The 14,570-nt window shown below is 59.2% G+C and carries 11 protein-coding genes and 1 pseudogene; 10 read left to right on the top strand and 2 right to left on the bottom strand.

The annotated features are described in order from the left end of the window. The first annotated feature begins 240 nt into the window (after window positions 1-240). From IRT44_RS01390 to IRT44_RS01380, 3 genes are all read left to right on the top strand, one after another. Window positions 241-1,890, top strand: a complete 1,650-nt coding sequence (locus IRT44_RS01390) for a dynamin family protein (protein WP_171565970.1) — start codon at window positions 241-243, stop codon at window positions 1,888-1,890. 8 nt (window positions 1,891-1,898) lie between these two features. After that, on the top strand, window positions 1,899-3,866 hold the full coding sequence (locus IRT44_RS01385; protein WP_230077312.1) for a dynamin family protein: 1,968 nt from the start codon (window positions 1,899-1,901) through the stop codon (window positions 3,864-3,866). A 188-nt stretch (window positions 3,867-4,054) separates the two neighbouring features. After that, window positions 4,055-4,282, top strand: a complete 228-nt coding sequence (locus tag IRT44_RS01380; RefSeq protein ID WP_230077311.1) for a hypothetical protein — start codon at window positions 4,055-4,057, stop codon at window positions 4,280-4,282. A 156-nt stretch (window positions 4,283-4,438) separates the two neighbouring features. Here the strand turns inward: IRT44_RS01380 and putP are convergent, their stop codons facing one another. Then, the gene (gene putP, locus IRT44_RS01375; RefSeq protein WP_230077310.1) at window positions 4,439-5,908 is read right to left on the bottom strand and encodes a sodium/proline symporter PutP; all 1,470 of its coding nucleotides are present in this window, start codon (window positions 5,906-5,908) and stop codon (window positions 4,439-4,441) included. A gap of 244 nt (window positions 5,909-6,152) precedes the next feature. Here putP and IRT44_RS01370 point away from each other — a divergent pair, with 244 nt between their 5' ends. Further along, on the top strand, window positions 6,153-6,365 hold the full coding sequence (locus IRT44_RS01370) for a cold-shock protein (protein WP_171565976.1): 213 nt from the start codon (window positions 6,153-6,155) through the stop codon (window positions 6,363-6,365). A 520-nt stretch (window positions 6,366-6,885) separates the two neighbouring features. Here IRT44_RS01370 and IRT44_RS01365 read toward each other — a convergent pair. Beyond that, window positions 6,886-8,325 (bottom strand): MocR-like pyridoxine biosynthesis transcription factor PdxR, encoded by a 1,440-nt coding sequence (locus IRT44_RS01365; protein WP_230077309.1) that lies wholly within the window; start codon window positions 8,323-8,325, stop codon window positions 6,886-6,888. A 218-nt stretch (window positions 8,326-8,543) separates the two neighbouring features. Here IRT44_RS01365 and IRT44_RS01360 point away from each other — a divergent pair. The 6 genes and pseudogenes from IRT44_RS01360 (at window position 8,544) to IRT44_RS01335 (ending at window position 14,539) form a co-directional block, all read left to right on the top strand. Then, window positions 8,544-10,027 (top strand): annotated as a pseudogene (locus tag IRT44_RS01360) (catalase). A 77-nt stretch (window positions 10,028-10,104) separates the two neighbouring features. Beyond that, window positions 10,105-10,593, top strand: coding sequence for a redoxin domain-containing protein (locus IRT44_RS01355; protein WP_171565980.1), 489 nt, complete (start codon window positions 10,105-10,107; stop codon window positions 10,591-10,593). Between the two features lie 39 nt (window positions 10,594-10,632). After that, complete coding sequence (locus IRT44_RS01350; protein WP_171565982.1) at window positions 10,633-11,427, top strand: thymidylate synthase; 795 nt, start codon at window positions 10,633-10,635, stop codon at window positions 11,425-11,427. Continuing rightward, window positions 11,424-11,912 (top strand): dihydrofolate reductase, encoded by a 489-nt coding sequence (locus tag IRT44_RS01345; RefSeq protein WP_171565983.1) that lies wholly within the window; start codon window positions 11,424-11,426, stop codon window positions 11,910-11,912. The genes IRT44_RS01350 and IRT44_RS01345 overlap by 4 nt, the downstream gene beginning before the upstream one ends. A 238-nt stretch (window positions 11,913-12,150) precedes the next feature. After that, window positions 12,151-13,356 (top strand): amidohydrolase, encoded by a 1,206-nt coding sequence (locus IRT44_RS01340; protein WP_171565984.1) that lies wholly within the window; start codon window positions 12,151-12,153, stop codon window positions 13,354-13,356. A gap of 82 nt (window positions 13,357-13,438) precedes the next feature. Next, window positions 13,439-14,539: a YheC/YheD family endospore coat-associated protein gene (locus IRT44_RS01335; protein WP_171565985.1), complete on the top strand. Its 1,101-nt coding sequence runs from the start codon at window positions 13,439-13,441 to the stop codon at window positions 14,537-14,539. Window positions 14,540-14,570: the final 31 nt, after the last annotated feature.

The following is a 14,570-nucleotide window of genomic DNA, read 5'->3' as shown; positions in this document are numbered from 1 at the left end:
CGGCCTCTTATTTTTGCGATACACCTGGAGGTCCCTCCTGTCGTGGAAACACAAGCCTGTTAGTGCGATTTTTTCCGGAAGTGAGCGGAATTATGCGAACGCTGCCGCTTCTGCGGTGCCGGTTTGCCCCTGCATGTAAGTTCCAATACCGCATTCGCGCAAAAGAATTGAAGAACGAGGGGAGGTGTGGTACATTCGGCATGGTAGAATAGGAGAGTGGAGAGGAAGAAAGACGAGAGGATGATAGGGGTGCCTGACACACAGGTAATGGAGCGGGCAACGGATTTTGCCCGCCTTGCTGATACACTGGAACAGATCGGATCGATGATGGAAGAGGCGAAAGACGGCACGACGCCGGGGAAAATGGCGCAGCTTGCCGAGAAGACGCGGCAGGCAGAGCTGAACATCGCATTTTGCGGCCACTTTTCCGCCGGCAAATCGACGATGATCAATACGCTGTTGGGCGTCAATCTGCTGCCGTCCAATCCGATTCCCACCAGCGCCAACGTGGTCAAAATCCGCGGCGGGGAAAAGGCTGCTCGCGTCTATACGCGCAACAGCGGCGTACTGACCTTTGACCCTGACACCGAAATGGAAAAGCTGAAGCAGTTTGCCGTGGATGGGGACACCGTGGAATGGGTGGAAGTCTCCTATCCGGGGACGTTCCTGGACGAGCGTTCCAGTCTTCTGGATACGCCGGGGATCGATTCCACCGACGCCGCCCACAAGATCGCGACCGAATCGGCGCTTCACCTGGCGGACGTGGTCGTCTACATGATGGACTACAACCACGTGCAGGCGGAGGAGAACTTCAATTTTACCAAAGCGCTGAAAGACCGCGGAAAACCGGTCTACCTGGTCGTCAACATGATTGACAAGCACATCGACTTTGAGCTTGATTTTGACAGTTACAAGGAGAGCGTGGAAGAGGCGTTCGCCACGTGGAACATCAAGCCGGACGGCATTTTCTACACGTCGCTGGCGGAGCCGGATCACCCGGAAAACCAGTACGAGGCGTTTCGGGAGAAGCTGCTGGCGCTGATCGGTGAGCGGGAGAGGCTGATTGGGGAGAGCGTCGTCCACTCGGCGGAGCACCTGATCGACGAGCACGTGAAAGGGATCGCCCAGCGCAACGCAGCGGCCCGCGAAGCGCTGGAGAGCAGACTGGAGGCACTGGCGGTGGACGGCGTGGACAAGAGCGATGCCGCCCAGGCGGAAGCGGCGCTCCGGGAGGCGGAAGCGCAGCAGTCTGCGCTGGCCAACCGGGCCGAGGAGGCGCGCAAGCAGATGGAAAAAGAGCTGTCCGCCCTGCTTGACAACGCGCGGCTGACGTATTACAGCACCAACGAAGCGGCGGAGCGCTATCTGGAAAGCCGCAAGCCGGGATTCAAGGTGGGCCTGTTCTTTGCCGCCAGAAAAACGGAGGAGGAACGGGCCAAGCGGCTGGACGCCCTCTTGGCTGATATCCGCGAAAAGGTGGCCGGCAATCTCGACTTCCATTTCAAGGATCTGGTGAGCAAGCTGCCCGAGGCGTACGGCATCCGCGACGAAGCCTACCACGCCGCCGTGCACGCCACGCGGATCGAGGTGACGGCTGAATTTCTCGCCGCCCTTGTGAAGGAGGGAGCAGGCACGCGCGAATACGTGATGAACTACTGTTCCGATATTTCCAACGCGATCAAGGCGGAGTACCACCGTGCAGGACTGGCGTTCATCGAACAGGTGACGGCGCGGCTGCGTAAAGAGGCAGAAGCGGAGGCCGAAGCGCTGAATGGGCGGCTGGGCGCACTGCGTGAACTGGCGGAGATTCACGCCGGGCTGGCTGCGCTGGCAGAAAACGAGCGGGCGGTCAAAGAGCGGCTGCGAGCGATTTTGCGTGAAGGAGCGTAACGGAGACAATGAACCAACTGAGAGAGAAACTGATTGCTGCAGCGGAGCGCTTGCGGCGGGCAAGCGATGAAATTGCGACGGTGCCGGGAATGCAGGCGCAGGCCGAGGCAATGCGGGAGCGTGCCGACCGTCTGACTGCCAACCGCTTTACGGTCGCGTTGTTCGGAGCGTTCAGCGCCGGCAAGTCGTCGTTTGCCAACGCGCTGATGGGGGATTTGGTACTGCCGGTGTCCCCCAATCCGACGACGGCGGCGATCAACAAAATCATGCCGCCGACCGAGAGCCATCCGCACGGGACGGTGCGAGTGGTCCTGAAGAGCCGGGAAGCGGTGGAGCAGGACGTGCTGCGCTCACTTGCCGTCTTTGGCCTGTCGGCTGACGGGCTGGAGCAGGCTCTGGCCGAACTGGACAAGATCGACGTGGCGCACATTCCGCCGACTGCGAAACCGCATTTCACCTTTTTGAAAGCGGTGACCAAGGGGCTCAGCGACATGACTCCCCATCTGGGGGGCGAGCTGATCGTCGACATGCAGGCGTTCAAAGGCTTTGTGGCCAAAGAGGAGAAAGCCTGCTTTGCCGAGTACATCGAGCTCTTTTACGCGTGTCCCCTGACCGAGCAAGGGATCGTGCTGGTCGATACGCCGGGAGCGGACTCGATCAACGCCCGCCATACCGGGGTCGCCTTCGAGTACATGAAAAACGCCGACGCGGTGTTGTTCGTCACCTACTACAACCACGCCTTTTCCCAGGCGGACCGGGAATTTCTGCTGCAGATGGGCCGCGTGAAGGACACCTTTGAGATGGACAAAATGTTCTTCATCGTCAACGCTGCCGACCTCGCCTCCTCCAAGGAAGAGCTGGACGGAGTGGTCGCGCACGTGGAGAAAAACCTGCTCGCCTGCGGCATCCGCCATCCGCGGATCTATCCTGTCTCCAGCCAGACGGCATTGCTGGCCAGGATGCACGCGGCAGGCAAGCTGTCGGCCTCGGCGGAAAAAGTGTACCGCCAGCGCACCGGCACGGCGGAAGGCGAACCGCTGCCAGCGGCGGAACAGGCATTTGAGCTGTCCGGCATGGCAGGGTTTGAACGGGATTTCCTCCGCTTTACCCTGGAAGAACTGACGAGCATTGCTGTTACGGCGGCGATGGGAGAAATCCGCCGGGCACACGACATGCTGGCCGAGTTCATCCGGATGGCCCAGGCGGACGAAAGCGAACGGATCGCACGCCGCCAGGCCGCCGAAGAGGCGAAGCGGGCGGCGCTCGCAGCGGTGGCCGAGCTGTCTACTGCGTCGGCCGAACGGGATCTGGCCAAGGAGCAGGAGGAACTGCTGTACTATGTAAAACAGCGCCTCTTCTTCCGGTTCAACGAACTGTTCAATGCCGCGTTTAACCCGGCTGTGCTGAAAGAAGACGGCCGGAACATGAAGCAGGCGCTGCAAGGCTGTCTGAGTGACCTGCTGCGGTCGATCAGCTACGACCTGGCTCAGGAGTTGAGGGCCACGACGCTGCGCCTGGAGAAGTTTGTAAACAGACTGGGAGTCTCCCTGGTGGAGCAGTGGCAGCGCGACGTACAGCGGCACGCCGCCGGGCTGACGCTGGCTCCGTTCCAGCCGCGCCAGACGGAGACGCTGCCGTTTGCTGAAGAGCTTCCGGTGGATGCGGCAGCCCTGCACCCGGCGCTTTCCCTGTTCAAAAACACCAAGGACTTTTTTGAACAGGACGGCAAGACCAAACTGCGCGACCAACTGGAAAAACTGCTGCAGGAACCCGTCGCCGCCTACGTCGCGGCCGGCAGTGAGCAGTTGGGTGAACAGTTTTCCACCCTGTTTGCGGCCGTGACAGCGGACGAGCGGAACCGTGCGGCGGAGCAGGTGGAGTCGTACTTTACCGGCGTGTTTGCCGCACTGGACATGACGCTGGATTTGGACGAACTGTCCGGCAAGCTGCAGCGCGTGGCTTCCGAGCTGGAGTAAGCGGCACCGGCGAGACGAGGAGCAATGTAACATGACGCCAAAAGCGGCCTGTCACCGGGCCGCTTTTTTTGGTGTGCATGGGCGGAAGCGTTTGATGCAGCGATACACGCTTCGGCACTGCTGGGCGCAGGAAGCGCCAGGCGATCGCCGACCACCTGCATCCGCACGTGACCGTGCTGGGCCATTCCGTGGGCCTGCACATCCTGCTGGAAGTACATACGGACCGCAGCGAAGAAGAGCTGATTCGTATAGCCGCTGAGGCGGGAGTGGGTGTCTACCCGGTCGGACGCAACTGGCAGGAGCCGTGCGGCAGACAGGAGCGGCCGCGCATTATCGTCGGCTTCGGCGGCATGAGGGAAGAAGACATTTCAGAAGGCATCCGCCTGCTGGCCGCCGCGTGGTTTGGGCGATGTTGAACGTGTCGTGTCCGGTTTTGTCGTGCAGAGGGGTTACCGGTTTGAAAAGGAAAGGTTCGGGCAGATATTCGTGTGCAAAAATAAGCAGACCGCCAATACAGGTTGCATTGACGGTCTGCCAGTGAATAGAGTGGGAGCGGTAATCAAGCAAGTTGCTTACTGCTTGCTCAAACGCTCGTATCGGTCAAATTGCTCCTGGAGCTGCTGCGACGGCTTTTGCGTCAGCAGGCTGACGACCACGATGGCCAGCAAGCTGGCGGCAAAGCCCGGCACCATTTCGTAGAGGAAATTCTTCAGCACGTCAAATTGGGTCCAGATGATGACGGTAGCGGCACCGGCAACCATCCCGGCGAGCGCGCCCCATTTGTTCATCCGTTTCCAGTAGAGGCTAAGCAGCACGACCGGTCCAAACGATGCGCCAAACCCGGCCCAGGCGTAACCGACCAGACTCAGGATCGTGTCGTTCTTGCTGTAGGCAAGCGCCAAGGCGATCAGCGACACCAGCAGGACGGACAGGCGGCCGATCGTGACCAACTCCTTGTCCGTAGCCGAGCGACGGAAGAAGGTCTTGTAGACGTCTTCAGTCAGCGAGCTGGAAGTGACAAGCAGTTGGGAAGAAATCGTACTCATGATCGCTGCAAGAATGGCTGCCAGCAGGAAGCCGGTAATCAGCGGGTGGAACAGGATTTTACCCAGTTCGATAAAGATCGTCTCCGGATCGGCAATCGTCCAGCCCTGTTTGGAGTACAAGGCGATGCCGATCAAACCGGTCAGCATTGCACCAACGACGGAGAAGATCATCCAGCCCATGCCGATGCGGCGCGCTTTTTTCATCTCCTTGACGGAGGAGATGGCCATGAAGCGGACGATGATGTGCGGTTGGCCGAAGTAGCCAAGCCCCCAGGCAAACAGCGAGATGATGCCCATCAGGCTGGTGCCTTTGAAAATGTCGAGCAGGGCGGGGTCAACGGCATGGATTTCCGTAAAGGTTGGCCCGATTCCGCCGACGGTCATAATGGTGACCACAGGCACCATGATCAGCGCGATGAACATGATCAATCCCTGCACAAAGTCGGTCCAGCTCACGGCGAGAAAACCGCCGAACAGCGTGTAAGCGATGGTGACGCCGGCTACGATCCACAGCCCGGTGTGGTAGTCGAGGCCAAACGTGTTTTCGAACAGCACGCCGCCGGATACGATCCCGGAGGAGACGTAAAACGTAAAGAAAATCATGATGACTAGGCCGGATACCAGGCGCAGTATGCGGCTGCCGTCGCCAAAGCGGTTTTCCAAAAACGCTGGAATGGTGATGGAGTTGTTGGCTACCTCCGTATAGGTGCGCAAACGCGGCGCCACGTACAACCAGTTGGCGTACGCCCCGAGCGTCAGGCCGATGGCAATCCACGAGGCGCTGATCCCTTGGGCAAACATCGCGCCGGGCAAGCCCATCATCAGCCAGCCGCTCATGTCGGATGCTCCTGCACTGAGCGCCGTCACAGCCGGCCCGAGCGTCCGGCCGCCCAACATGTAGTCAGTGAGATTGGATGTGCGCTTGTACGCGTAGTACCCGATCAGCAGCATGCCGACCATATAGGCGGTAATGGAAGCGACTAGTTGCATATCCATGTGCGTTTTATTCCCCTTTACAATTTTATCAATATTGAACATATTGTGACGATGAATAGTCTAACATGAAAGCGCTTTAAAATCTACTGGTAAAATCAAACGAATAGCAAAAAGATATCAAAAAATTAGATTGAACGTTTCCTTCGTACGACATTCTTTCTTTCGTGCTGCGTTTCCACTTTCCCATGCATCCGCATATGATGTGATAAGCCAGCGAGCTGCACTGACACAGGGAGGAAGGGCAATGATTGAAGGGAAAGTGAAATGGTTCAGCAAGGAAAAAGGGTACGGCTTTATCGAACGGGAAGGCGGCCCCGATGTGTTTGTCCACTATTCGGCCATCGCCGGAACAGGATACCGCAATCTGGAAGAAGGTGAATTGGTCACGTTTGACATCGTCAACGGCCAGCGCGGCTTGCAGGCGGCAAATGTGGTCCGCAAGAACAGCCAAAGCTGACCGCTGGCCCCGGCCGGCAGCGAGGAGGAGCAACAGTCGCCAGCCGGTTGCGCCTCGACAGACAGTCCAGCAGACGTACAAGACGCCGTTGCTCCCGCGGGAGCAGCTGGCGTCTTTTTGCGCATGTCTTATTGTCGGGATAAAAATATGAAAAAGGCAATCAACAAAACGAGCGTGAGGGACAGATAGATCGAAAGCAGGTTTTTCGACCGTCTGGCAAAACTTCTTCTCGTCTTTTCTTCCGGATTTCGGCCAATCAGGATGGTACTGACAAGTCCGATGAAGGATAGAACGAGGACGGCTATGATAAAGGGATAAATGCTCACATCGGTACACTCCTTTCGGTCTTTGCCATGCGCCAGCGAGGAGCTGAACACATGGGGCCACATGCTTGTCCCACACGATCATATCCCGTTGTTCGCCGAAATGGACCATCCACTTGCCCACTTTTTTGCCCATCCACTTGAACGACTGTCGTTCCGCGGGTGCCGTGACCCTGGGGAAAAAAAGCGGCGGGCGGTCATTGGCGACAAACGGAGCGATACGCCTCCGCCAGGCGGCTGATCGCGTCCTGAATCCGCTCTTTTGGGGGGCGTCCGAAGGTGAAGCGGACGAACCCTTTTTTTGATCCGAAGACCATGCCCGGGACAAAGATGACGCCGCGCTTGACCGATTCGGCCAGCATCCGGTTCTCGCTCCACTCGCCCGTCAACCGGCACCATAAATGAATTCCTCCTGCGGGCGGCACAAACTCTGCGCTGCCGCCAAACGACTCGCGAAGCGAACAAACAAGCCGCTCGCTGCGGCCGGCCAGCTCCCTGCGCAGCATGTCCAGATGGGCGGGAAACCACTCCGAGGACAAAAAGCGGTTCGCCAACCACTGGGGAAAAATGCTGTGCCCAAAATCGATCTGCTGCTTGGCGTCGGCCAGCCGCTCAATGACCGTTCGGGGCCCGACAACCCATCCGATCCTCAACCCGGAGGCGACAATCTTGGTCAGCGAGCTGATGTACAGCACGGTGCCGTGTCGATCCAGGGACTTCAACGTAGGAACATGTTCGCCCGAAAAGGCGGTCAGGCTGTACGGGTCGTCCTCCACGATGGGAATTCCGTGTTCAGCCGAAATCTCCAACAGCCGTTTCCGCCGGGGCAGGGAGAGGAACGTTCCCGTCGGATTCTGAAAGTTGGGGTTGAGAAAGACCATTTTGATCCGATGCTTGCCGTGCAGCGCCAGCAGTTCGTCCGGATCGATGCCTTCGCTGTCCACGGGGAGCGGAAAAAGCCGCACGCCCGCCGACCGGAACAGCGGCAGCGAGTAGCAGTACGACGGGTCTTCGATCGCCACGGCGTCGCCCGGCTGGAGCAGGCACTGAACCACGAGATGCAGGGCCTGTTGGGCGCCTGCCGTCACCAGAATGGACGAGGGAGCGGCATCGATGCCCTTCCACGTCTTCATGTGGGCAACCAGCGTGTCACGCAGCTGCGGATTTCCTTGCGGATGTTCGTAGCCAAAGTGACAGGGGAAGTCGCCCGCGGCCAGCAGCTGCCGAAACTGCTCGTGCGGGACCAGTTCGGGAGACAATTCGCCGCTCGCCAGGTCAAGCATGTCGCTGTCCTGCGTGTCGCGGCGTATCTGGCGGATCAGAGGCAGGTTGGGACGGAACAACCCCGCCTCTGCCATCCGATTCCAGTCGGGCGTACGATTCCGGGCCAAGCCCCAGATGTCCCGGCTCACAATGGTTCCGCTGCCTTGTCTCCGCTCCACCAAGCCGGCCGCCCGCAATTCCTCGTAGGCGGTCACGACGGTCGAACGGTTGACCTGGAGCTCCTTGGCGAGCAGCCGTTCGGACGGCAGACGGCTCCCGGGCGGAAACTCTCCGCTGGCAATCCGCTGTTCCATCCATTCGGCAATTTGTTTGTAGACAGGTGTATGTCCCTGACGGATCGGTTTCCAATCCACCTTAGCATCCCCGGCTTTCTCCTAATACTTTCGTGTCGCCGTTATTATAGCACAGCCCGTCCGGTGACCGAGAAAATACGGATCGCTGCCGCTCCGCACATGATTCAGATGATAATACTTATTTCTTTTTAATAATAATTATTGAAAGATAATTGTTATTGTGTTATGGTTGATGCATGAAAGTGATAATGATTTTCAAATGATAGCTATTCTAATCAATGGGAGGCACGATCATGGAGAACCGTAATGTTTTGACGACCAATCAGGGAGCGCCGGTGGCGGACAACCAAAACTCGAAAACGGCCGGCCAGCGCGGACCGACGCTGCTGGAAGACTACCATCTGATTGAGAAGCTGGCGCACTTCGACCGCGAACGGATTCCGGAGCGCGTCGTTCACGCCCGGGGGCGGGAGCGCACGGCGTGTTTGTGACGACGGCCAGCATGGCGAAATACACCCGGGCCGCCTTTTTGCAGGAAGCAGGCACGGAAACGCCGGTGTTCGTCCGCTTCTCCACGGTGATTCACGGCGGCACGTCGCCGGAGACGCTTAGAGATCCGCGCGGTTTTGCCGTCAAGTTCTACACCACCGAAGGCAACTACGACCTGGTTGGCAACCACCTGCCCGTCTTCTTTATCCGCGACGCGATCAAGTTTCCCGACATGGTGCACTCGCTGAAGCCGGCGCCGCACAACAACATTCAGACGCCCAACCACTACTGGGATTTCATGACGCTGAGTCCTGAATCCACGCACATGCTCACCTGGCTGTTCTCCGATTACGGGACGCCGGCCAACTACCGCCAGATGGAAGGGTTCGGGGTTCACGCCTTCAAATGGGTGAACAAGCACGGCCAGGTCGTATACGTGAAATACCACTGGAAGCCGCTGCAGGGCGTCAAAAACCTGACGGCGGAAGAGGCGCGGGAAATCGGCGGCCGCGACTTCAACCACGCGCCCCGGGATTTGTACGAGGCGATCGAAGCCGGCAACTTTCCGCAGTGGGATCTGTACGTGCAAATTCTCGATCCGAAAGACATGGACGCGTTTTCCTTTGACCCGCTTGATCCCACGAAGGTATGGCCGGAGGACGTGCTGCCGCTCGTCAAGGTGGGCACCATGACGCTCAACCGCAACCCGGAGAATTACTTTGCCGAAGTGGAGCAGTCCGCCTTCGCCCCCAGCGCACTGGTGCCGGGCATTGAGCCGTCCGAAGACAAACTGCTCCAGGGCCGTCTGTTTTCCTATCCGGACACCCAACGTCACCGTCTCGGGCCCAACTACCTGCAGATCCCGATCAACTGCCCGTACGCGCCGGTGCGCAACTACCAGCGGGACGGGGCGATGCGCATCAAGCAGGACGCATCGCGGATCAACTACGAGCCGAACAGCTACACGGAAACGCCGAAACAGGCCCCTGAGTACGCGGAGAGCCAAGCGCCGCTGCACGGGGTCACGACCCGCCAGCGCATCGCAAAAACCGATGACTTTACCCAGGCGGGTGAACGCTACCGCTCTTTCAGCCAGACGGAGCGGGACAACCTGATCAAAAACCTGGTGAACGACCTGAAATCGGTCGACCGGGAGATTCAATTGCGGGCCATCTGCAACTTCTTCCGCGCCGACGCCGAGTACGGCATGCGCGTAGCGGAGGGGTTGGGCATCGACATCAGCGGATATATCCCGCAGCCGTCGGGCGAGTAACCCCCTGAGCGAATCCGGGCCGGCGGGGCTGAGCCGGCCTCTGATCCACCCTGATCTTCCGTGTGAGGAGGGATAGTATGCGGGTTATTCAAGCCTTGTACAAGTATGCGCTGCCATCCACCGACGGCGTTCGCGTCTCCTGCGGCGAACTGCTGCGGGACGCGAACGGCCTTGTGCTCGTCTCGTTTCCGTTTGCCTTCACCGAGACCAGCGAACAGGCTCTGGCCTGGTTCCGCGATCAGTACAGCCAGTTTGCGGAAAAGAACTGCCGCGTCGTCGGGCTCAGCGTGGAAAACGTGTTTACGCTGAAGGCGCTGCGGGAAAAGCTGCACCTGCCGTATCACCTGCACAGCGACGCCAACCGGGAAGTAAGCCGGTCGCTCGGGATTCTCCTCCCGGAAGTGGCGGGGGTCAGGGACGTCACCGATAGTTCTGTCCTGTTCGTGGACCGCTTGCGGCACATCCGGCGCTGGACGTACGGCGGCGGTGCGTCCGATTTTGAACGGATTCAGCGGGAACTGGTCAAAAGCCTTGTCCCATTTCCGTCCCATTTGGGTTACTATTAAAGGATGGGACAACTGCTGTACGCAAGGGAGCGATGAATGATGAAACAATACCTGGACCTGTGCCGCCGGATTTTGGCGGAGGGGACCGTCAAACAGGACCGGACGGGAACGGGCACGATCAGCATCTTTGGTCACCAGATGCGGTTTGACCTGCGCGAAGGCTTTCCTCTGCTGACGACGAAAAAGCTGCATACTAAATCGATCATCCACGAACTGCTGTGGTTTTTGAAAGGCGATACCAACATCCGCTATCTGCAGGAGAATGGCGTGCGGATCTGGAACGAGTGGGCGGACGAAAATGGCGAGCTGGGGCCGGTGTACGGCAAGCAGTGGCGCTCGTTTGCCGGTCCGGACGGGAAGACGGTGGACCAAATCCAGTGGGTTGTAGAGGAAATCAAGCGCAACCCCGATTCGCGCCGGCTGGTGGTGAGCGCCTGGAACCCCGCCGAGCTGGACAAGATGGCGCTGCCGCCGTGCCACGCGCTGTTCCAGTTTTACGTCGCGGACGGCAGGCTCTCCTGCCAGTTGTACCAGCGCAGCGGCGACACGTTTCTCGGCGTGCCGTTCAACATCGCCAGCTACGCGCTGCTGACGCACATGGTTGCCCATGTGACCGGACTTGAGCCGGGCGAATTCGTGCATACGCTCGGCGACGCCCACCTCTACCTCAACCACGTGGAGCAGGTGAAACTGCAGCTGACTCGGGAGCCGCTGCCGCTGCCGCAGCTCAAGCTGAACCCGGCGGTCACGTCCATCTTTGACTTTACGTTTGACGACATCGAGATCGTGGGTTACGAGGCTCATCCCCACATCAAGGGGGAGGTGTCGGTATGATCAGCATGATCGCGGCATACGCCCGCAACCGCGTGATCGGCAAGGACGGCGCGATGCCGTGGCATTTGCCCAACGACTTGAAGCACGTCAAGGAAGTGACCACCGGCAAGACGATCGTCATGGGGCGCAAGACTTTTGAGTCGCTGGGGCGGCCGCTGCCCAACCGACGCAACGTCGTGCTGACCCGCCGGCGCGATTTTGCCCCGCCGGGCGTCGACGTCGTGCACAGCGTGGAAGAGGTGCTGGCGCTGGGCGACGTAATCATCTTCGGCGGCGCCGAACTGTACCGCCAGTTCATGGATCTGGCCGATCGGCTGTACATTACGGAAATCGACATGGAGGCAGAGGGAGACACGTTTTTCCCTGAGTGGGACCGTGATGCTTTTACGCTGGTGTGGAAGCGGGAAGGAACGGTCGATGAACGCAACCCGGTTCCGCACACGTTTTACCTGTATGAACGAAAAAACAGAAGCGGCGGTGCGTGAGCCTGCTTCCCGTCCCCCATACTACAAAGCCGGACACCCGATGCGCGGCACCGCGCGGATACGGTTGTCCGGCTGTCTTTTTGCATGCGCACCATTATAATGAAGAAATTTTTCGAAATTAATCACCAAGAGCAGCAGGGCATGTTGTTATATTTTTATATTTATACAAAGCTATGAATAAAATATCGTTTTTGTTATGATGGAAAAAGAGAGCTGAAAGAGGAGCGGGAGGATGGACATGCTGCAGGAGAAACTGAAAGAACTGCTGAGAGAAATAGAACCGCAGATGGTCGCGTGGCGCCGCCATCTGCACCAGTATCCGGAGCTGTCGTTCCAGGAGGAAAAGACGCCCGCCATGATTGCGGACATCCTGCGCCAACTGGAGTTTGACGAAGTGCGGACCGGTGTGGGCGGACGCGGCGTCGTCGGCGTGCTGCGTGGCGGACAGCCGGGTGCCACTGTCGCCCTGCGCGCCGATTTTGACGCCCTGCCGATCCAGGACGAAAAAGAGGTGGAGTACAAGTCCAAGGTGCCGGGCGTGATGCACGCCTGCGGCCACGATGCCCATACCTCCGGACTGCTGGGGCTGGCGACGGTGCTGTCCCGCCACCGCGGCGAGATCCCGGGTACGATCGTGTTTTTGTTCCAGCATGCCGAGGAGGAAAATCCGGGCGGAGCGATTCAGATGGTGGAAGACGGCGCGCTGCAGGGGGTTGATGCCATTTTTGGCGCACACCTCTGGTCGATGTGTCCGGTCGGCACGGTCTGGGTGAACGCCGGCCCGGTGATGGCCAATTGCGACGACTTCATAATCGAGATCCAGGGCAAAGGAGGGCACGGCGCGATCCCGCAGGAGACCGTCGATGCTATCGTGATCGGTTCCCAGATCGTGGGGGCGCTGCAGACGATCGTCAGCCGCAACATCAGTCCGCTGGAGAGCGTGGTCGTCACGGTGGGAACCTTTCACGCCGGAGACAACTACAACGTGATCGCTGACCGCTGCCGCCTGACGGGCACGGTCCGCTCGTTCCTGCCGCACGTGCGGGACAAGGCGGAACAGCGGCTGATCGAGATTGCCAAAGGCACGGCTGCATTGATGGGAGGCAGCGCGGAAGTGACCTACATGCGCGGCTACCCGGCCGTCATCAACAGCGAGGCAGAGACAGAGATCGCCCGCCAGGCGGCCGCAGCGGCGGTCGGCTGGGACAACGTGGAACGCATGGAACCGATGATGGGAGCGGAGGATTTCGCCTACTATCTGCAGCACGTGCCGGGCTCGTTTCTCTTTGTCGGTGCCGGCAATCCGCAAAAAGGGGCAGAGTATCCGCACCACCATCCGCGCTTTGACATTGACGAAAGCGCCATGCTGATCGCCGCCGAAGTGCTTGGACGCGCCGCTCTCGATTTTTTGGACAAACACGAAAAGCGTTCACGAAGCGCCTAACCCTTGTGGGCCCTGGCGCTTTTTTTCACGTTCGGCCATAAGCTGATGGGGAGAAGTCATCCACAGAGAGGGAGGACGACACGTGAAAAAACGGATCGGCATTCTGACCTATCGGGGGGAAAATGGTTTTTACGAACAAGGATTTTTGCGCCGGCTTGTCCGGGAGGGAAAGCTGATGGGGGCGGAAGTGTTTGTCTTTTCCCCGCAGGATGTGAACGCTGCCTCCCGCATGATCAAGGGGTTTACGCCGGGAGCGGACGGCTGGAAAAGCAGCTGGTACGCTTGGCCCGATATCGTAATCGACCGGTACCGCTACTATCCGATAGCGAAGCACAAGAATTACCTGCCGTTCCGCACCAAAAACTTGTTTCGCTACGCCAACAGCCGCTTTGCCAACAAGTTTCGCGTCCATCAGGTGCTGATGCAGGAGGAGGAACTGCAGCGCTGGCTGCCGGAGACGCGGCTCTACAAGCGGGACGTGCTGGCCGACATGCTGAAACGGCACGGCATCGTCTACGTCAAGCCGACCAATGGATCAGGCGGACGCAGCATCCTGCGGGTGGAGCGGAGAGGCAAGGTCTACCTGCTGCGCGGACGGACCAAGAAGCAAGGGAGGAAGCATGCCGTCCTGCCGACGCTGTCGGCGCTGACCGCCGAAATCGAGCGCTGGACGAAGCGGGAAAAATTCGGGCAGGAGCAGTTCTTCCTGCAGCAAGGGCTGGATTTGACCCTGCTGCCGGGACGGACAGTGGACGCGCGATTGTTGATCCAGAAGGATGGAAGCGGCAAGTGGAGGCTGACCGGCGTGGGAATGCGGCTCGGTCCCAAGCAATCGTCCACGTCCAATCTGCACGGCGGCGGGACCGCGTTGCCGGCTGGCCGTTTTCTGGCCTATCGCTTCGGCGTGCAGGAGGCGGAGCGGATTCTCTGCGAGTGCCGGGAGCTGGCGCTGAAAACGGTGGAAGCGATCGAGAAACATTTCGGCTCCATGATGGAGTTTGGGTTTGATTTGGGCATTGATGCAAACGGCCGGGTGTGGATCATCGAAATCAATCCCAAGCCGGGTCGTGATATTTTCCGCAAGCTGGGCCAGTGGGACCGCTACCTCCATGCTGTGAGAAGACCGCTGGAGTACGCCCTGCATTTGGTGTCTGACGAGCGCATCGCCTCCCATACCGGATAAGGCCTTCTGCCATGGCGGAAGGTCTTTTGCA

Source organism: Brevibacillus sedimenti (genome assembly GCF_020923495.1).
Classification (GTDB): domain Bacteria; phylum Bacillota; class Bacilli; order Brevibacillales; family Brevibacillaceae; genus Brevibacillus; species Brevibacillus aydinogluensis.
The sequence above is the reverse complement of the archived record's forward strand: the minus strand, read 5'-3'. Positions and strand labels throughout refer to the sequence as shown.